Here is a 19,763-nt window from a genome sequence, read left to right as displayed (position 1 = left end):
ATAGTGTTGTTTGCCAGCAGGGCGCCGAGACAGCTCACGGCGTCTCTCCCGGACACTCACAAGGAAATCTCCATGCGCAATACCCCTGCAGCGGGCGGTGGCGAAGATGCCAGTGCCGAGCCGCGCACCGGCTTGTTTGCCAAGGTCAACCCGCCGGTCTTCTTCGGCGCGAATGCCATCATCCTGTTATTGGTGATCTTCACCGCGGTGTTCTCGGACACGGCCATGTCCGTGTTCGAGTCGGTCCAGCATTGGATCACCAACACCGTGAGCTGGTTCTACATCCTGTGCGTGGCCATCGTGCTGATCTCGGTGGTGTATGTCGGCTTCTCACGCCATGGCGAGATTCGCCTGGGGCCGGACCACTCACTGCCGGACTACAGCAACGTCACCTGGTTCGCGATGCTGTTCTCGGCGGGCATGGGCATCGGCCTGATGTTCTTCGGTGTGGCCGAGCCGGTGATGCACTTCCTCAACCCGCCGACGGGTACCCCGGAGCAGGTCGAGACCGCGCGTGAAGCGATGAAGCTGACCTTCTTCCACTGGGGGCTGCATGCCTGGTCGATCTACGCCATCGTCGCGCTGATTCTGGCCTACTTCAGCTATCGCCATGACCTGCCGCTGACGCTGCGCAGTGCCTTGTATCCTCTGATCGGCAAGCGCATCTACGGCCCTATCGGCCATGCGGTGGACATCTTCGCCATCGTCGGCACCGTCTGTGGTGTCGCCACCACGCTGGGCTACGGTGTGGCACAGGTCAATGCCGGGCTCTCGCACCTGACCGGCATGCCGAACAACGACTGGACCCAGGTCGCGATCATCGTCGTGATCACCGGCCTTGCCACCATCTCGGTCGTGACCGGCCTGGACAAGGGCATCCGCATCCTGTCCGAGATCAACCTCGGCCTCGCCGTGGTGCTGTTGCTGTTCGTGCTGCTGCTCGGCCCGACCGCCTTCCTGCTCAAGGCCTTCGTCCAGAATTCCGGCTTCTACATGGCCGATATCGTCGGCAAGACCTTCGAGCTCTACGCCTACGAACCCAATGACTGGATCGGTGGCTGGACGCTGCTCTACTGGGGTTGGTGGATGTCCTGGTCTCCGTTCGTCGGCATGTTCATCGCGCGTGTCTCGCGTGGCCGTACCATCCGGGAATTCGTCATTGGCGTGCTGTTCGTACCGGCCGGTTTCACCCTTCTGTGGATGACCATCTTCGGCAACACCGCCATCTCGATGATTCTGGAGCAGAACGTCACGGCGCTGGTCGATACCGTCAACAACAACTATTCGCTGGCCCTGTTCACCTTCCTCGAGCAGCTGCCGCTGTCGTCCATCACCTCGGTGATCGCGCTGGTGATGGTCATCGTGTTCTTCGTCACCTCGGCGGATTCCGGCTCGATGGTGGTCGACATGCTGGCCTCCGGTGGTCGTGAAGACACCCCGACCTGGCAGCGTATCTACTGGGCCTTCGCGGTGGGTCTTTTGGCCATCGTGCTGATGCTGGCCGGTGGGCTGGGGGCGCTGCAGACCGCCACCATCGCCACCGCCTTGCCGTTCGGCATGATCCTGCTGGCCGCGATCTTCGGTCTGCTGCGTCAGCTCAATCTCGAGTCCGTCAAGCGCCGCTCGCTGTCGGTGAACACCGCAGCCGCGACGCCGATGGGCGAGAAGGGCAACTGGCGCAAGCGTGCCCAGCACCTGATGAGCTTCCCGACGCGCGCCATGGTACGTGGCTTCCTGCGCGGCACTGTCGCGGAAGGCATGCAGGAACTGGCCGAAGAGCTGCGCAGCCAGGGGCTGGAAGTCGACGTCACCACCAGTCGTGATCGCGTCTACTTCAATGCACGCCACGGTGAGGAAGATGACTTCATCTACGGCGTGCGCATTCGCTCTCACCTGCGTCCGGACCTCAATCTGGATCAGGAAGACGAGGGGGATGAAGAGGATTACTGTCGTGCCGAAGTCTTCCTCAAGGAAGGCGGCCAATCCTATGACCTGATGGGCTACAGCAAGGACCAGGTCATCAATGATCTGCTCGAGCAGTACGAGCGTCATATGCACTACCTGCACCAGCTGCGTCTGAGTCAGTCCGTCGGTCAATGATCCGAGCGGGCAGTCAGTGACGCTTCACGCATCGCCATGACGCAAGAGCCCCTTGTGGAGAGATCCGCCGGGGGCTTTTGTCTGTCTGGATGAGGTTCCCTGAAGGAACCGGCCTGGATAGGACCCCTGTCGAAAGACGCCGCAATGTGAGGCCTCTTTTTCTCGGCTCAGGCATTAGCGCTGCTTATCCAGGCGGCGTCGAGATCTTATTGGTCTCGCAAGCGGGGGGCCTATAGCATGGACTCTCCCCACAAAGTCGCATATCGGCTGGGGGGCAGATGACATGCTTTAGTGTTGTCGTCTGCCAAGGTTCCCGCCCATGACTGGCCGAAGGTGAACGCGATCTGCCCGCAATGTCCCCATGACGACTGAGGTTCCTTGAACCCCGGCACCCGCAGTCATGAACAACGATACCGCTGTCATGAACGACGGTACCGATGTCACGAACGACGGTACTAATGTCACGAACGACGATAGCGGCATCATGAAAAATGATAATAAAAACCCGTCACGAGGTAGAAACATGTTGAAAGGAAAGGAACTGGATGCACTCATCGAGCAGCGAGGTGTCCTGAAGGGACTCAACTCGACGCTCGGTATCACCGCGATCACCATGACCGTGTTCTTCATTCTCTATGCGATTCTGTTGGGCAAGACGGCCAGCGATCAGTTTCTGGGCATCAAGTCCTGGATAGAGAGCACCCTGGGCTGGTACTACGTGCTGGTGATGTTCTCGACCTTCGTGGTCTGTCTTTACGTGATGTGTTCGCGTGTCGGCAAGATTCGGCTGGGGCGCGACGATGAGCGTCCCGAGTTCAGCAATTTTGCCTGGTTCTCGATGCTGTTCGGCTGCGGGACCGGCGCGGGCATGCTGTTCTTCTCGATGTCCGAGCCCATGATCCATTTCGCGAGTGACTGGAGCGGCGGCAATCCGTTTCTGAGTGCTGACGTCAAGGCGGCCGTCGCTGCCTTCTTCGAGGCCAAGCAGGCCGCCCTGGCGAGTGGGCTCATGCCGGGGGACGAAGGCTTCCCGGTGCCTGACAGCCGCGTCGCGGAAGCGGCCGCCGGTGGCATCAAGCTCACCGTCTTCCACTGGGGCACGATCGCCTGGGCCATGTATGCCATCGTCGGGCTGTCACTGGCCTATTTCGCCTTCCGCAAGGGGCTGCCGCTCTCGATGCGCTCGGCCCTCTATCCGCTGATCGGCAACCGGATCTACGGGCCCATCGGGCACACCGTCGATATCCTGACCGTGTTCGGTACCATTTTCGGCATCGCTACCACGCTCGGGCTGGGCGTCGAGCAGATCGGCTCCGGCCTGATGTCACTGGGCCTCATCGAAGAGAAGTCGCGCATGGTGACCGTGGTCTCCATCGTGTTGATCAGCGTCATCGCCACTCTATCAGCGACCAGCGGCGTGGCACGTGGCATCAAGCTGCTTTCCACCTTCAATACCTGGGTCTGCCTCGGCATCCTTGCCTACTTCCTGCTGGTGAGCGACGCCAACTATCTGATCGCGAGCTCCATCACCGCGCTCGGGGATTACCTCACCGATGGCGTCTCGATGACACTGTGGACGGCGCGCACGCCGGACGAGCAAGTGTGGCAGGGCGGCTGGACCATCTTCTACTGGGGCTGGTGGATCGCCTGGGCCGGTTTCGTCGGCATGTTCATTGCCCGCATCTCGCGCGGCCGGACCATCCGTGAATTCATCCTCGGGGTGATGGTCATCCCCTCCATCGTCGCGCTGGTCTGGTTCGGCGTCATCGGTTCGGCGGGGATCTATCAGTCCCTGTACGGGGCCGACATGGGCATCTACACGGCTGCGGTCACCAACTGGGACTACGCCGGCACCCTCTACCACTCGTTCGAGGTGCTCACGCCCGGCATTGCCGCAACCGTGGCCAAGGTGGCCGCGCTGATCGTGGTGATCATCTTCTTCGTCACGTCTGCGGATTCCGGCACCCTGGTGCTGGGACGCCTGCTGGCCTTCGGTCGTCGTCCTCCGGTGCAGCAACGCATCATCTGGGGCATGATGCTGGGCGCCGTGACCTTGATCCTGCTGTTGCTGGGGGGCGATCAGGCGCTCAAGTCCCTGCAGGCTGCCTCGATCGCCGGCGCCTTGCCGTTCACCTTCGTGCTGATCGCCATGATGATCGGGTTGTTGAAATCGCTGCGCGAAGATGGCGAATCGATGATCGAGAACGAGGAGCATATCCGCAAGATGATCGAGAACGAGGTCCGCGACCTCTCCTGAGTTGCCGTTTGCCAGACGTATGCGTCTGGTGTGCAAGACATGAGGCCTCTGCCCCCTGGGCAGGGGCCTCGTTGTTTCTCGCTTTCGGGACAGGGCTGTTTACCTCCTTGGGCTCAGGGCTGTTTCCCTTCTTGGACTCAGGGCTGTTTCCCTGCTCCAGAGCAGGCCTGCGCATGTCACCAAGGTCGCAAGGCAATATCAAACGTACGTATGTTCCAATGCTGGCAGGTCCATCGATTCCGCCAACGGCGCGCAGCATCGGTTTGCGGCTATGCTGTCGACAGTGAAGGGCCCACAGGCTGACACCCACCCGACGGAGTCCCGACAGCGCCTCACCACGCATCTCACCACGATGTCTTTCGACCTGGTCTCATGACGACGTCTTGCAACGACGTCTACAACAACAAGGTAGCGGGGGCAGTGACGCCGAGCGCCCCACGTACTGATCAAGGAGCAACGCCATGCATGATCCCCTAGCGGCTCGACCCGATGAGTCAGGCAAGTCCACTACCGATACCACTGCCGATTCCAATACAGCGCCTTCCCACGTGGCAGATGCCTCGCCCGACGCTTCGAGAGCACAGCCAGCGGCAGGCGACATGAGCGGCATGTCGTGCCTGCGGTCTTCTCAGGAGGTGGATTTCAGCGGCTACGACTCCCTGATGGACATGCTGGAGAAGGCCTGCTCGACGCATGGCGAGCGTCCTGCCTTTACCTGCATGGACCGCACCATGACGTTTGCGGAGCTGGATGCCACCAGTCGTCAGCTGGCGGACTGGTTCCAGCATGAGACCGACCTCAAGCCGGGCGATCGGGTCGCCATCCAGCTGCCCAATACGCTGATGTTTCCGGTGGTGGCCTTCGCCGTGCTGCGTGCAGGCCTGGTGCTGGTGAATACCAACCCGCTGTATACCGAACGTGAGATGGAGCATCAGTTCAATGATTCCGGCGCACGAGCGTTGGTGGTGCTGGCCAACATGGCGGACAAGGTCGAACGCGTGCGGGAGCGCACTGGCCTCGAGTACGTGCTGGTCTGTGAGTTGGGCGACATGCACCCGGCCTTCAAGCGGCTGTTGATCAACACCGTGGTCAAGCACGTCAAGAAACTGGTGCCGAGCTATCACTTGCCCGACGCCATCCCGCTGCGCACGGCCATCTCGCAGGGCAAGGCCGAGCGCTGGGAGCGGCCGACACTGGCACTCGATGATGTCGTTGTGCTGCAGTACACCGGCGGCACCACCGGGGTCGCCAAGGGCGCGATGCTGACCCACCGCAACCTGCTCGCCAACATGCTGCAAGGCAAGATGGCCCTGACGCAGGGCTTGAACCCCGGCCATGAAACGCTGGTGGCGCCGTTGCCGCTCTATCACATCTACGCCTTCACCATTCATCTGGCCTGCATGCTCAGTGAAGGCAATCACACCCTGTTGATTCCCAATCCGCGCGATATCCCGGGCTTCGTCAAGACGCTGCAAAAGCACGACTTCACGATGTTCGTCGGTCTCAATACGCTGTTCGTGGCGCTGTGCAACAACCCCGGCTTCCAGGCACTGGACTTCTCGAAGCTCAAGATCACCACCTCAGGGGGCGTGGCGCTGACGCGCAAGGCGGCAGAAGAGTGGAAGCGGGTCACCGGCAGCGATATCTCCGAGGGCTACGGCATGACCGAGACCTCGCCGATCGTGTCGTTCAACCCGCTGGATGCCATTCAGCTCGGCACCATCGGTCGGCCGATGCCTTCCACCGAGGTGCGTCTGTATGACGATGAGGGCGCGCTGGTCGCGATGGGGGAGCCGGGCGAGCTGTGCGTGAAGGGGCCGCAGGTGATGAAGGGCTACTGGCAGCGTGAGCAGGCGACGAAAGACAGCTTCACTGCCGATGGCTTCCTGCGCACCGGTGATATCGCGGTCTTCCAGGACGATGGCTATATGCGCATCGTCGATCGCAAGAAGGACATGATCATCGTCTCCGGCTTCAACGTGTATCCCAATGAGGTCGAGGACGTCATCGTGCGTCACCCGGACGTGCTCGAGGCTGCCGCCGTCTCGGTGGTGGATGAGCGCAGTGGTGAGGCGATCAAGCTCTATGTCGTGCTCAAGGACGGCGCAGAGCTCGAGGCGGATGCGCTGCGAGACTGGTCGCGCAAGGAACTGGCCAGCTACAAGGTGCCGCGTCAGGTGGTCTTCATCGACGAGCTGCCCAAGACCAACGTCGGCAAGGTGCTCAGACGTGAGTTGCGCGACTCTCCGCCGGAATCTGCCTGACCTTGCCTTTGTTTTCTCCCTGTGTGACAGCCCGAAGCACGAATCGTAATCACAGACGGTATACACAGCCCTGAATCATAGCCCTTGAAACACGAACGCCCCGCTCATTGAGCGGGGCGTTCGTGTTTCAAGGCAAGGCGCTGGCGAGAATGCCTGCGCCTGGCGTCAGGCGTCCTTCTTGGGCTGGGTCGCGTTGTAGACCTCGAGGTCCAGCTCGTTCTCGGACTTGCCGACCAGGGTGGTGACCATCAGGTCGCCCGCGACATTTACGGTGGTGCGCGCCATGTCGAGGATACGGTCGATACCGGCGATCACCGCGATGGCTTCCAGCGGCAGGCCTACCTGGCTCAGCACGATGGAGAGCATGATCAGGCCGGCGCCCGGCACACCGGCGGTGCCGATGGAGGCCAGCGTACCGGTCAGCACGATCATGCCGTAATCCATCATCGACAGCTCGATGCCGGTCATCTGGGCGATGAACAGTGCCACCACGCCCTGATAGATGGCGGTGCCATCCATGTTGATGGTCGCGCCGACCGGCAGCACGAAGCCGGAGACACCTTCCGAGACGCCGAGATTCTTCTGGGCGCAGCGGATGGAGATCGGCAGGGTGCCGGAGCTTGAAGCCGAGGAGAAGGCCACGACCAGTGCATCGACGATACCGCGCAGATAGCGCACCGGGTTCAGCTTGCCCAGCGTCGCCAGCAGGCCGGAGTAGACCACCAGCACGTGCACGATGCTCGCCAGATAGGCCACGCCGATCACCTTGGCCAGCGGCAGCAGCACATCCAGGCCGTAGTTGCCGGAGACATGCGCCATCAGGCCGAAGACACCGAACGGCGCGAAGGCCATCACGAATTCGGTCAGCTTGTACATCACTTCGGCGAAGCTATCGAAGACGCGCACGACCGGCTCGCCCTTGTCGCCGATCATGATCAGCGAGATGCCGATCCCGATGGCGAAGACGATGATCTGCATGATGTTGCCGTTGGCCAGCGCATCGATCGGGTTACTCGGCACCAGGTCGACCAGAATCTGCACCAGCGAAGGCGCGTCCTTGGTTTCCATCGCCTTGTCGAAGTTGAACTCGAAGCCGGCACCCGGCTGGAAGATGCTGGAGGCCAGCATGCCGATGGCGATCGCGAAGGCGGTCGTCAGCAGGTAGAGGGCGATGGTCTTGCCGCCGATGCGGCCCATCTTCTGCGGGTCACGCATCGAGGTGATACCGACCACCAGGGTGCTGAAGACCAGCGGCACGATCAGCATTTTGATCGCATTGATGAAGATATCGCCCAGCGGCTTGAACATGCTGGCGCTTTCTCCCATCAGGGCACCAGCGAGTACCCCCAGGGCGAGGCCGCCCAGGATCTTCTGCCACAACGGCAAACGGCGCCACAGGTTAGGGCGGGAGGAATCACTCATGGAACTGTCCTTAGGTGTCTAGCGATGATCATCGCTGATGATGCTCAGGGCGCGCCCGAGTCTGTCGTCTCGATGCCTTGTCACGATTGCGCACTGCATTAAGCACTTTTTTGGTGCGGGAAGATTAACAGTCAGCCTGCACTCACCCTCTGCACCTTTAGTCGCAAAAAATCGTCCTTTCACGCGAATTCAGCTTTCCATGCCGGGCGCGCATGAGCTCATGCCGCAAAAGGTTCCACCAAAGAAGTAGTTGTCAGGCAGGCATATCGTCTGTCTTTGCGTTACCTTGACGTTAACGTTAACTGTTAGGCCGCCAGAGCGACTTTCCACTAGTCTGATGGTAAGCACTGTTGTCATCGCCGAATCGACAGCTTGCGGTTCGACAGCTTCCGGTTCGACATTCATGAAGGTACGCCATTGCCTGCCCGGCCTCACGAGGGCTGGGTAATCCCTCAAACGCCTGATCGGTAAGAGAGGACGCTGAGCATGTCCGATACAACAACACGCGGACCCGTATCCCCGGGGACCGCGCCGCCCGATGGCTCACAGCCAGAGCTCGATGACCTGACCGCCATGCCGACGGCAGACCAGATCGCGCCGCAGGGGCCGACGGTGCTGCATCACCTGGCCTTCATGACCGGCGATGAGCTCTGCATCCCGATCTTCAAGCGCCTGCGTCAGGACGGCACCCTTTATCCCGTCGATGCGCCACAGGGGCAGGGAGATGACTATCAGGGAGGCCAGTCGTCGCAGGACAGTTCGCCCATCGACCGCGATCCGATCGAGCGCGACACGGCGCTCAAGATCTACCGGACGATGCTGTTCACCCGGGTGCTGGATGAGCGCATGCTGGCCGCCCAGCGCCAGGGGCGCTTGAGCTTCTACATGCAATGCACCGGCGAGGAAGCCACGGTGATCGGCAGTGCGGCGGCGCTTCAAGACGATGACATGATCATGGCGCAATACCGTGAGCAGGGGGCGCTGGCCTGGCGCGGCTTCAGCTGTGACGAATTCATGAACCAGATGTTCGGCAACGAGCGCGACTACGGCAAGGGCCGTCAGATGCCGATCCACTATGGGTCGCGTGACCTGCACTACATGACCATCTCCTCGCCGCTGGCGACCCAGATTCCCCAGGCAACCGGCTATGCCTACGGCCAGAAGCTGGCGGGCAAGGGGCAGTGCACCATCACCATCTTCGGTGAAGGGGCCGCCTCCGAGGGCGATTTCCATGCCGCTCTCAACATGGCCTCCGTGCATCGGGTGCCGTGCATCTTCCTGTGTCGCAACAATGGCTATGCCATTTCCACCCCGTCGTGCGAGCAATTCGCCGCCGATGGCATCGCGCCACGTGCCTTCGGCTATCACATGCAGAGCATCCGGGTGGATGGTAATGACGTGATCGCCGTCTACGAAGCCACCCTGGCGGCGCGCAAGATCGCGGTCGAGACCAATCAGCCGGTATTGATCGAGGCGATGACCTACCGTCTGGCGGCGCACTCCTCGTCGGATGACCCCTCCGGGTATCGCAGCAAGAAGGAGGAGGCCATCTGGCGTGACAAGGACCCCATCCTGCGCATGCGCAACTGGTTAGAGGCGCAAGGCTGGTGGAGCGAGGAGGAGGAAAAGGCCACTGGCGATCAACTGCGTCGCGAAGTGCTTGAGTCCATGAAGCGTGCCGAGAAACTGGCGCCACCGGCGCTGGACACCCTGATCAGCGATGTCTACGACACGCCGACGCCGTTGCTCACGCAGCAGCTCGAAGAAGTGAAACAGCATATTCGCAAGTATCCGCATGCCTATCCCAAGGGCGCCGCCAGCATGGGGTTCACTGCGCAGGAGCTGGAAGACAGTCGCAAGGCGTATCAGGAACGTCAGCAGCGCATGCAGAGCCATCAGCCGGTAGATGGAGGCCAGACATCATGAGCGAGCAGATGAGTGAACAGCCGTTGGAGAAAACGCCAGTGACAGACTCAGCTGCAAGCGACTCAGCTACGGTGGGTTCAGCTGCGAAAGAATCGCCTGCGGCGACAGGCAGCAAGGATGCAGCAGCCTCGGCCTCGGGCAAGAAACAGATGAACATGCTGCAGGCGATCAACAATGCGCTGGATATCGCCATGGCCGCCAATCCCCGTGTGGTGCTGTTCGGGGAGGACGTCGGGGTATTCGGCGGCGTCTTCCGGGCCACCAGCCACCTGCAGGACAAATACGGTCGAGAGCGCTGCTTCAATACGCCACTCACCGAGCAGGGCATCATCGGATTCGCCAACGGGCTGGCGGCGCAGGGCTCGACGCCGGTGGCCGAGATCCAGTTCGCCGACTACATCTTCCCCGCCTTTGACCAGATCGTGAACGAGGCGGCCAAGTTCCGCTATCGCTCCGGTGATCTGTTCGATGTCGGCGGCCTGACGATTCGCACGCCCTATGGTGGCGGCATCGCAGGCGGGCTCTATCACTCCCAGTCGCCCGAGGCCTATTTCGCGCATACCCCGGGCCTCAAGATCGTGATGCCACGCAATCCCCACCAGGCCAAGGGGCTTCTGCTGGCGGCGATTCGCGACCCCAATCCGGTGCTGTTCATGGAGCCCAAGCGGCTCTATCGAGCCTCGGTGGGCGAGGTGCCAGAAGCCGATTACGAACTGCCCCTGGGCGTGGCCGACGTCATTCGTGAAGGCCGCGATATCACGCTGCTCGGCTGGGGCGCTCAGATGGAGGTCATCGAGAAGGCCGCCGCGCTCGCCGAGCAGGATGGCATCGACTGCGAGATCATCGACCTGCGCAGCATTCTGCCCTGGGACATCGAGACGGTGTGTGACTCGGTGCTCAAGACGGGGCGTCTGGTGGTCAGTCATGAAGCGCCGCTGACGGGAGGTTTTGCCAGCGAGATTGCCGCCACCGTGCAGGAGCGTTGCTTTTTGTATCTCGAGGCGCCGATCCGACGCGTCACTGGCCTTGATACGCCGTTCCCGCTGGTGCTCGAGAAGGAGCATCTGCCGGACGAGCTCAAGATCTACGAGGCCATCAAGCAAAGCTTGAATTACTGATGACAGGGAGTGATGCGCGCCATGAATGATTTCATCCTGCCCGATATCGGCGAAGGCATCGTCGAGTGCGAGCTGGTCAAGTGGTTGATCAAGGAAGGCGACGTGATCGAGGAAGATCAGCCGGTGGCCGAGGTCATGACAGACAAGGCGTTGGTGGAAATCCCCGCGCCCCACGCCGGCACCGTGGTCAAGCTTTACTGTCAGGAAGGCGAGATTGCCCGTGTCCATGCGCCGCTGTTTGCGGTGGATGATGGCAGTGACAGTGATAGTGAAAAGACCGGACACGGCGAGCGTGAGGATGACCACGCCGGCGATGTGATGACGGTTGCAGCGCCTGCTCGCTCGACGGCACAGACTCAGTCAGCTGCCAGCCAGGCGACCAGCAGTCAGTCGGATGTCACTGCGTCAGCTTCTGCGGCGGCAGCTACCAATGGGGCAGCCGCCACACCGACAGCCGCGGCCCTTGAGCGACGCTCGCGTGATTTCATCCTGCCGGATATCGGCGAAGGCATCGTCGAATGTGAGGTGGTCACCTGGCACGTCGCGGAAGGCGACACGGTGGAAGAAGACCAGACGATCGTCGATGTGATGACCGACAAGGCGCTGGTCGAGATCACCGCCTCGGAGCCCGGGCGTATCGTGCGCTTCCATTACGCCCAGGGCGAAAATGCCCGAGTGCATACGCCGCTGTATGCCTACGTCCCTGATGAAGAGGCAGAGGCTGAAAGCGCTGAGAGCGACATCACCGCGCCTGAACACAAGCAGGTTCAGCCAGAGCGTCTGGCGGAGCACCGCCAGGAGGGCGACGACAAGAGCGACAACAAGAGTGGGCAAGACGGGCGTCACGCGGAGAGCCGGCCTCGCATACCCGCGACCCCTGCCGTGCGCCGTCTATTGCGCGAACATCAGCTCGATATCCGGGCCATCGCAGGCTCGGGGCGTAACGGCCGGGTGCTGAAGGAAGATGTGCTGGCATATCTCAAGCAATCCGAGGCTCACGAGACTGACGTGACACCTGATGACTCTCACAAGATCGCCGAGGCCGCCGAGGCCGACAAGGCACCTGCCCAGGCGTGTGCTGTGGCCAGTGACGAGGTGCGATCGTCACGCCTTGAGTCGAAAGCGGTACCGCTCAAGGGAGTCGCGGCGGTGATGGCTCGGCGCATGGTGCAGTCCAGCACTCAGATCCCGCATTTCCATTACGGCGATGAGCTCGATATCACTGACCTGCTGGCGTTGCGGGCCCGCCTCAAGGTGCGCGCCGAGCAGCAGGGCATTCGTCTGACCCTGATGCCGTTCATCATGAAGGCCATGGCGCTGGCGGTCATCGAGGAGCCGATTCTCAATGCGCGTCTCAGTGAGGATGAGAGCGAGATTCTCTATCAGGGCGCCTGCAACATCGGCATGGCGGTGGACAGTGCCAGCGGGCTGATGGTGCCGAACGTGAAGGGCGTCGAACGTCTGAGCATTCTCGAGATCGCGCGTGAGGTCGGGCGGCTGACCGAAGCTGCACGCAGCGGGCGCGTTGCCCAGGCGGACCTCAAGGGCGGCACCCTGTCGATCTCCAATATCGGGGCTCTGGGTGGCACCTATGCCGCGCCGATCATCAACCAGCCGGAGTTCGCCATCGTCGCGTTGGGGCGCACTCAGCGTCTGCCGCGCTTCGATGGCGAGGGCAATGTCTGTGCGCGTGACATCATGACCATCACCTGGGCGGGGGATCATCGCATCATCGACGGCGGGACCATCGCGCGCTTCAGTAATCTGTGGAAGCACTATCTCGAGCACCCTGATGAAATGCTGCTGTCGCTGTCATGAGGCGCTGTCTGATCCAGGGGCCGGCTAGAGAGCATCCTGTATGAGTGATGCGCGCGCCCACGAGCGCCTGCAACAGTTCTATATCCCGGAAGAGCAGTCGATCTATCTGCTCTCGCATCATGATGCCAAGAAGCTCAAGGACTGGGTGGCGCTGTGCATCGCTCAGCTCGAGGGGCTGGGCTACCGGGATATCCATCTGGTCGGTAAAGGCGCCTACGGTTTCGTATTCGCAGGCTGGCGCCTGGGCGAAGACCGGAGCACGCGTGAAGAACATGTCTTCAAGTTCACACGGGTGACTCTGCCCCAGGCCCTGCAGGACCGCCTGGAGGAAGAGGCCTACATGCTCGACCAGGTCGCCCACCCGCTGATTCCGCGTCTGGTCAGCTATCAGCGGGTACGGCGGCAGTCGATTCTGGTCATGCAGCGCGCGCCGGGCATCAATCTCGAGGAATATTCACTGCGTCACGGGCGCATGTCGCCGCGTCTGGTGGTCAAGATCGCCAGTCAGCTGGCCGACATTCTCAAGTCGCTGCGCGGGTCATCCACGGGAGCGGGTACGCCACCGGTCGTGCATGGTGACATCAAGCCGTCGAATCTGGTCTTCGATGTCGAGCGGGAACAGGTGGCATTGATCGACTGGGGCAGTTCGGTGTTCGCTCAGCTCGATGAGCATCAGCAGTTCATCACCACCAACGTGATGCAGCTGATGTCGGATAACCTGCAACAGACCAATGCGCGTCTTGGCGATGTCTATTTCATCGGCGAGGAGCAGCTCAATGGTGCGCTGTCCTCGCCACGCTTCGATGAGCAGGGCGTGGCCGCCACACTCTATGCGCTGGCTTCTGGTCAGTCGTGTCGCTTCGGCGTGCGCGCCATCCCGGCGGTGTCATTGGGGTTGCCCCGGGAATTCGCGCGTCTGCTCGATGGCATGGTGGCGGATGACCCGCAGCTGCGCATGCAGGCCGGCGACTACTTCCTGCGCGAGATGGGCAGGATCGCACGGCTGGTGATGCCGGAATTGCCTCTCGAGCCGCCACAATCTCTGCTGCCGGTCTGGGTGAGGCCAGCAACGCGCGAGATCGACACGGTCGTGTATACCTCGCGGAAATCCTTCCTGCGTGAGGCCTTCGAGGCAGACGAGACCGGCGAACATGCTGGCAACGCGCTGGACGCCGTCAATGATGTCCAGCTGGATCGTTACTACAAGAACTTCATGCAAGGCATGGGCGGCACCGAAAAAGCCTTCCTGGCCGCGGTCAGTCGTCTGGGCAAATACCCGATCGTCGGCGGTCTGGCGATTCGCTGGGAGCCACAGGGCATCTTCGTGGATACTGCGCTGCATCTGCATGACCCTGCCTTGAAGGCCGCTTTTGTCGTCGCGATCAACAACATGGTCGCTCTGGCACGTGCCATCTATCGCCAGGGCGTGTTCAAGGCGTGTCTGTTCAATGCTCGCGATACCCTGCACCTGGAGCGGGAAGACCCAGAGGCCGCCTTCGTCTTCGCGCCGACGGCAGACGGGGAGGCTAGACCTCGCTTGAGCTATGAGGTCAGTGCGGTGCCGGAGCTTGAGGATGACTCGCGCGTGCACTCCTACTTCGAGGACGGCCCGGACCCTGAGGAACTGCTGGTGCTGCCCGAGAAGATATTGAAGGCACTGGAGTCACTCAATGCCATCCATCACACCGGCATGCTGATTTTCGAAGCCCTGCCACACCACCTCAAAATTCACAGTTACTACCGGCTGCTGGATCCCTCGCGCGAGCAGGAATTCGCGCGTCTGCTGGCGGACATTCTCGATGCCGTGCCACTGATCTCCGGGTTGGGAATTTCCGGCTTCATGAAGATGCCCTACAAGAACACCAAGCATTTCGATCATATCGAGGCGCAACCCGAACGCTTCTATCCAAGGGACCCGCGGGATCCGCGCGCGACGTGAAAAGGAGTTTGCCTTGGATGGCAGTCGCATGGTGATGCCGATTTATATAACCGTGATTATCGTGATTCGTGTTAGTGTCACATCGTGTGATCATTGCTGATCTTGCTGAACTCAATAATCAGATCGATTAAAATCGATAACCTACAGGGAACGTACTCATGTCTCGACCTCTCGCCCGGAAATTGCGTCAAGCCTCAGGTAGTCTGGCTATTCTGGCGCTGCTGGCAGGATGTAGCGCGCATACGACGATCAGCAGCCCGTCAGAGACGGCGCGAATCAACTTGAAAGATGTCTCCAGAGATCAGTCTACCGTTCAAGAAACGCTACCCACTACCAGCTTCGGAAATTACGAGTTTGAAGTAGTGGATGACAACAAGATGCCCATGTATGGCATTCTGCCGCTGAAGTTCAATGGCGGTTATCTGGCGCTAGATATCCTGTTCTTTGCCCCCGCTGCATTCTTCAATCTGCGTGAAGTCCACCCTTACTATGAAATCGACCATGACGAGGGAGTCGTGCGTTATCGTGATGAGAAGGGCGGAGAATGGACGACCTATACACCCACCGTGGAAGAAGCTGAGCGTGCACGCAAATACTTTGCCGCGCATCGTGATGATGTAATCTCACAGTCCAGCGCACAGCAGTAAGCGTGATGCCCTAAGTCAGTAAAGTCGTCTGACTCATGGCCTTGATACGACAGCGCCGCACCAGAGGCTTTCTGGTGCGGCGCTGTCGCATGTGACAAGAGGATGATGCGGCAAGCGAGCAGACTCTCGCTGAAGGGTCAGTCCTTCATCTGGCGCGGGCGCGTCATGGCCTGCGGGGACAGCAGTGCCTCCAGGCGTGCTTCATCCAGCAGGCCTTCCTCACGTACCAGTTCCAGAACGCTGCGACCGCTGACCAGGGCTTCCTTGGCGATGCGGGTGGCATTGTCATAGCCGATATACGGGTTGAGCGCAGTGATCAGGCCGATGGAATTGTTGACCAGCTCGGCGCAGCGATCACGATTGGCGGTGATGCCGATTACGCAGCGATTCTTGAGCATGGTCATGGCGCGGCTCAGCTGGCGGATGGAGTCGAGCAGCTTGTAGGCGATCAGCGGTTCCATCACGTTGAGCTGCAGTTGGCCGGCTTCCGCCGCCATGGTCAGCGCGGTGTCGTTGCCGATGACATCGAAGGCGACCTGATTGACGGCTTCCGGAATCACCGGGTTGACCTTGCCCGGCATGATCGAGCTGCCCGGCTGCTGAGGCGGCAGGTTGATCTCGTTGAAGCCGGTGCGCGGGCCTGAGGACAGCAGGCGCAGGTCGTTGCAGATCTTGGACAGCTTGACCGCCAGGCGCTTGAGCATGCCGTGGAACAGCACGAAGGCGCCCATGTCGCTGGTCGCCTCGACCAGGTCCGACGCCGGACGGAAGTCGATGCCGGAACGACGCGCCAGAGCCTCGATCGCCAGTGCGCTGTAGCGCGGGTCGGTATTGATGCCGGTACCGATCGCGGTTCCGCCCAGATTGACCTCCTTGAGCAACTCATTGAGGTTGGCGATGCGATCGACGTCTTCACGCAGAGTGTTGGCGAAGGCGCGGAATTCCTGGCCCAGCGTCATCGGGACCGCGTCCTGCAGCTGGGTGCGACCCATCTTGACCACGTCATCGAATTCCAGCGCCTTGCTGGCGAAGGCATTGGCCAGTTCGCTCAGCGCGTCCACCAGCACCGAGTGGCTGCGCAGCAGGCCGACACGGATGGCGGTCGGGTAGGCGTCGTTGGTGGACTGAGCCATGTTGATGTGATTGTTGGGGTGCAGCTGCTGGTAATTGCCTTTCTCGTAGCCGAGGAATTCCAGGCCCAGATTGGCGATCACTTCGTTGGCATTCATGTTGGTCGAGGTGCCGGCGCCACCCTGAATCATGTCGACCACGAACTGATCATGATGATCGCCATTCATCAGACGCGCACAGGCGTGCTGGATGGCATCGTGCTCGCGCGTCTCGAGATAGCCCAGCGCATGGTTGGCTTCGGCGGCGGCGGCCTTGACCAGCGCGAGCCCTTCGACGAGACGCGGGAAGTGCGACAACGGCACGCCGGAGAGATGGAAGTTGTTCAGCGCGCGCTGGGTCTGCACACCGTAGTAGGCATCAGCCGGCACCGGCTCGCGCCCGAGGAGATCCTTTTCAAGTCGGAAGCCGTTGGCCAGTGCCTCACGCTCGGCATGGCTCAAGTCGGCCGGCGTGGAAGTTGCCGGGGTGGCATTGGCGGCGATGGGGGTTTCCGAGAGATGGTTCACTTGGGCGGAACTCCTGGCTGAAGTACACTGTGGCGCTTGAATGGCGGCTAGGTGGACAAGGGTAACCAGCGCAGCCCCTCGGCGGCCAATGCCATTCAACGCTGCCGTATACGTCAAACGCATAAGACGAAGGTGGTGGTGCGCCGCGACGCACCATTCTCCATGACAAGACCCTGCATGACCGGCCAGGCAAGCCTCGCTTGGGCATGTTCGACATTTTTGGGAGTTCGGGTGAACCTGGAAACTAAGTGGTTGGAAGATTTCGTTGCGCTGTCCAATACCCGCAGCTTCTCCACCTCGGCTCGCCTGCGACACGTTACCCAGCCTGCGTTCAGCCGCCGCATCCGTGCGCTTGAACAGGCCGTGGGCACTACGCTGGTCGACCGCTCGACGACCCCGGTCAGTCTGACGCCAGAGGGCCAGTTGTTCCTGGTCACCGCGCGCAACCTGACAGAGCAGCTGTCAGAGTGTCTCGCCCACCTGCGCGGGCTGGGCATGGCCAACGAGACCCTGGATATCGCGGCCGCGCATTCGCTGGCGCTGGCCTTCTTCCCCAAGTGGATCTCGCGTCTCCAGCAGGGCCTGGGGGAGTTGCCGACACGCCTGTCCGCGATGAATGTCGGCGACGCCATTCACTCGCTGCGCGAAGGCAACTGCGACTTGATGCTCGCCTATTACGACCCTTACGCCAGCATGCAGCTGGACGCCGAGGCCTTCCCGTCCTTCTCGGTCGCCAAGGTCAACATGCTGCCGGTGTGCGTGCCGCTGGAGAATGGCGAGCCACGCTTCCCGCTGACCGGGCAGAGCGAGACCAGCCAGGATGCGATTCCCCTGCTGTCCTATACCCAGGGGGCATTTCTGGGTCGCAGCGTGAAGATGCTTTTGAAGAATGATCCGCTGCGCCTGCGCCTGCGCACCGTCTACGAGATGGCGATGGCCGAGGGCCTTAAAGGCATGGCCTTGCAGGGCGTCGGCATGGCGTGGATTCCGGATTTCTGCATTCGCGATGAGCTGGAAAGCGGCAAGCTGGTGCGCGCAGGCAACGAGGCGTGGGATATCCCGCTGGAGATTCGTCTCTATCGTTGCTCCCTTGTCCACAAGCCCGGCATCGACAAGCTGTGGAAGCAGCTGATGAATCTGCCGCGAGATTTCCTCGAAGCCTAAGCCCGAGAGTTGCAGGCGAAGACAAAGACAAAGGCGAAGACAAAAGAAAAGCCAGGTGTCTTCTGACGAAAACGGCAGCCCCGCGGGGCTGCCGTTTTCGTTGTGCTGATGCAGGGAAGTGTGCGCACCTGCATAGGCCGTTCCGGGAAGTCAGAAACTGCTTTGGCCTGCATGCAGGCCGAGGAAATTCTGAATGATGAAGAAGTGGTCCTCGAAGAGGGTGTCAGGATCCAGATCCGCCAGCGCGACCCAGCGTGCCTGCTCCTCGTTCTCGCCGCCGCCGCTTCTGAGTTTGGGGAGCTGCTGCTCCGGTCGCAGGGCGAAGTAGAAGGCCTCTGCCAGGGTGCGTCCGCGCCAGCTGCGATGCGGCGCGTCAAACAGACGCTGTCCGCGCAGAGAGCCACGTAGAACAGGTTCCGGCACCTTGAGGCGCACACGCTCCTTGAGCTCACGCAGGCAGGCATCCAGCAGGCGCTCCTGGGGTTGCACGAAGCCGCCAGGCAGGGCGTAAAGCCCCTTGCCGGGTGCCGCGCGACGTGTGGTGAGCAGCACATGACCAGACTGCACCACCACGGCGTTGACCGTAATGAACAGTGGCGGGTAGGGCGCATCGCTCCAGGCGGCGCGATATTGCTCCAGCAGGCGACGTTCCTCGACCAGCCCTTGCCACGCAGTCTCATCCAGGAAGCCATGCAGGTGCTGAGCCACCGGCGGTGGCAGCAGCTCCAGTCCCTCGTTGTCCAGCCAATCCTCGGCGCGGGCGCGCTCGGTGAAGATGACCTCACGAATACGGCTGGCCTCCATCCCCTCGCGCAGTGGCACCGCCACTGACTCCCACTGCGGGAAGAGGCTCAGGTAGTAGCTTGACTGGCTGTTGCTGTCACGCCGATTGGCACCGATCAGTGCGATTCTCGGCATCCGGTTGGCCTGCGGACGCGCGATATCGCGTACCTTGCGCTGCACATCACGTACCCAGACATCGTCGTTGTAGAGGGCGTCTAGCAACGGCACGATTTCCAGGCGCGCATTGTCGGCATCGTCAAAGCAACTGCGGATCATGCGCGTGCGTTCAGAGAAGGTGAACGGGTTGCGCAGTGAACGTGCCTGCCAGGCAGAACCGACCAGCACGATGATCTGCCGCGCGAGGCGCAGGGCTTCTTCCATCACGGCAACATGGCCATGGTGCATGGGTTGGAAGCGACCGATGAAGACTAGACAGTCGTACTGGGTGTCGGCGATCGCGGGAGAATCCTGAGTGCGAAGCGTTGCGGCGGGTGCAGAGGGCAACGTTGTTGTCGAAGGCATGATGAGCTCCGTGGCAGGCAGGATGGGGCGGCGTATGAGGCGCTTGCCCAGTGAGATTCCGCTAGCGTATCAGATTATGTGCATGCGCCGAACGGCTTGCCATCCACTCCTGTCTGGTAAGGGTTATTCAAAAATTTATCCCGTTATCTTGCTGAAAAAAACTCTA

General features: G+C 61.2%; 13 protein-coding genes and 1 pseudogene. 10 read left to right on the top strand and 4 right to left on the bottom strand.

Translation table 11 applies throughout. The features are described 5' to 3' along the window. Positions 1-72: 72 nt before the first annotated feature. The 3 genes from R2R70_RS06995 to R2R70_RS06985 all read left to right on the top strand — a co-directional run bounded on the left by R2R70_RS06995 (position 73) and on the right by R2R70_RS06985 (position 6,621). The gene (locus R2R70_RS06995) at positions 73-2,100 is read left to right on the top strand and encodes a BCCT family transporter (RefSeq protein ID WP_410977671.1); all 2,028 of its coding nucleotides are present in this window, start codon (positions 73-75) and stop codon (positions 2,098-2,100) included. Between the two features lie 523 nt (positions 2,101-2,623). Next, a complete protein-coding gene (locus tag R2R70_RS06990; RefSeq protein ID WP_107334823.1) occupies positions 2,624-4,357 on the top strand; it encodes a BCCT family transporter in 1,734 nt (577 codons plus the stop codon). Between the two features lie 599 nt (positions 4,358-4,956). Continuing rightward, positions 4,957-6,621: an AMP-binding protein gene (locus R2R70_RS06985; protein ID WP_410977740.1), complete on the top strand. Its 1,665-nt coding sequence runs from the start codon at positions 4,957-4,959 to the stop codon at positions 6,619-6,621. Between the two features lie 165 nt (positions 6,622-6,786). On the opposite strand, the gene R2R70_RS06980 is transcribed toward R2R70_RS06985, so the two are convergent. Beyond that, positions 6,787-8,043, bottom strand: a complete 1,257-nt coding sequence (locus R2R70_RS06980) for a dicarboxylate/amino acid:cation symporter (RefSeq protein WP_054556697.1) — start codon at positions 8,041-8,043, stop codon at positions 6,787-6,789. Between the two features lie 189 nt (positions 8,044-8,232). Continuing rightward, a complete protein-coding gene (locus tag R2R70_RS06975) occupies positions 8,233-8,448 on the bottom strand; it encodes a hypothetical protein (RefSeq protein WP_410977670.1) in 216 nt (71 codons plus the stop codon). A gap of 168 nt (positions 8,449-8,616) precedes the next feature. Here R2R70_RS06975 and R2R70_RS06970 point away from each other — a divergent pair, with 168 nt between their 5' ends. From R2R70_RS06970 to R2R70_RS06945, 6 genes and pseudogenes are all read left to right on the top strand, one after another. Continuing rightward, complete coding sequence (locus R2R70_RS06970; protein ID WP_410977739.1) at positions 8,617-9,969, top strand: thiamine pyrophosphate-dependent dehydrogenase E1 component subunit alpha; 1,353 nt, start codon at positions 8,617-8,619, stop codon at positions 9,967-9,969. A 149-nt stretch (positions 9,970-10,118) separates the two neighbouring features. After that, positions 10,119-11,087: an alpha-ketoacid dehydrogenase subunit beta gene (locus tag R2R70_RS06965; RefSeq protein ID WP_043333588.1), complete on the top strand. Its 969-nt coding sequence runs from the start codon at positions 10,119-10,121 to the stop codon at positions 11,085-11,087. Positions 11,088-11,099: 12 nt separating this feature from the next. Next, positions 11,100-11,267: pseudogene (locus R2R70_RS06960) on the top strand (biotin/lipoyl-containing protein); the annotation flags it as partial. Positions 11,268-11,573: 306 nt separating this feature from the next. Further along, positions 11,574-12,905: a 2-oxo acid dehydrogenase subunit E2 gene (locus R2R70_RS06955; protein WP_410977738.1), complete on the top strand. Its 1,332-nt coding sequence runs from the start codon at positions 11,574-11,576 to the stop codon at positions 12,903-12,905. Between the two features lie 40 nt (positions 12,906-12,945). Next, positions 12,946-14,844 carry a protein kinase domain-containing protein gene (locus R2R70_RS06950; RefSeq protein ID WP_410977669.1) on the top strand — a complete coding sequence of 633 codons (1,899 nt, stop codon included), beginning with the start codon at positions 12,946-12,948 and terminating at the stop codon, positions 14,842-14,844. A gap of 158 nt (positions 14,845-15,002) precedes the next feature. Next, on the top strand, positions 15,003-15,491 hold the full coding sequence (locus tag R2R70_RS06945) for a hypothetical protein (protein ID WP_216060607.1): 489 nt from the start codon (positions 15,003-15,005) through the stop codon (positions 15,489-15,491). A 137-nt stretch (positions 15,492-15,628) separates the two neighbouring features. Here the strand turns inward: R2R70_RS06945 and R2R70_RS06940 are convergent, their stop codons facing one another. Continuing rightward, positions 15,629-17,038: an aspartate ammonia-lyase gene (locus tag R2R70_RS06940; RefSeq protein ID WP_410977737.1), complete on the bottom strand. Its 1,410-nt coding sequence runs from the start codon at positions 17,036-17,038 to the stop codon at positions 15,629-15,631. Positions 17,039-17,359: 321 nt separating this feature from the next. Between R2R70_RS06940 and R2R70_RS06935 the strand changes: the two genes are divergently transcribed. Then, positions 17,360-18,292 carry a LysR substrate-binding domain-containing protein gene (locus R2R70_RS06935; protein ID WP_054556694.1) on the top strand — a complete coding sequence of 311 codons (933 nt, stop codon included), beginning with the start codon at positions 17,360-17,362 and terminating at the stop codon, positions 18,290-18,292. Between the two features lie 150 nt (positions 18,293-18,442). Here R2R70_RS06935 and R2R70_RS06930 read toward each other — a convergent pair whose 3' ends face one another. After that, positions 18,443-19,597 (bottom strand): bifunctional nicotinamide-nucleotide adenylyltransferase/Nudix hydroxylase, encoded by a 1,155-nt coding sequence (locus tag R2R70_RS06930; protein WP_410977668.1) that lies wholly within the window; start codon positions 19,595-19,597, stop codon positions 18,443-18,445. Positions 19,598-19,763 lie beyond the last annotated feature (166 nt).

Origin of the sequence: Cobetia sp. SIMBA_158, from assembly GCF_046566945.1 — a bacterium.
Lineage (GTDB): Bacteria > Pseudomonadota > Gammaproteobacteria > Pseudomonadales > Halomonadaceae > Cobetia > Cobetia amphilecti.
This window is presented reverse-complemented; position numbering and strand designations above follow the sequence as displayed.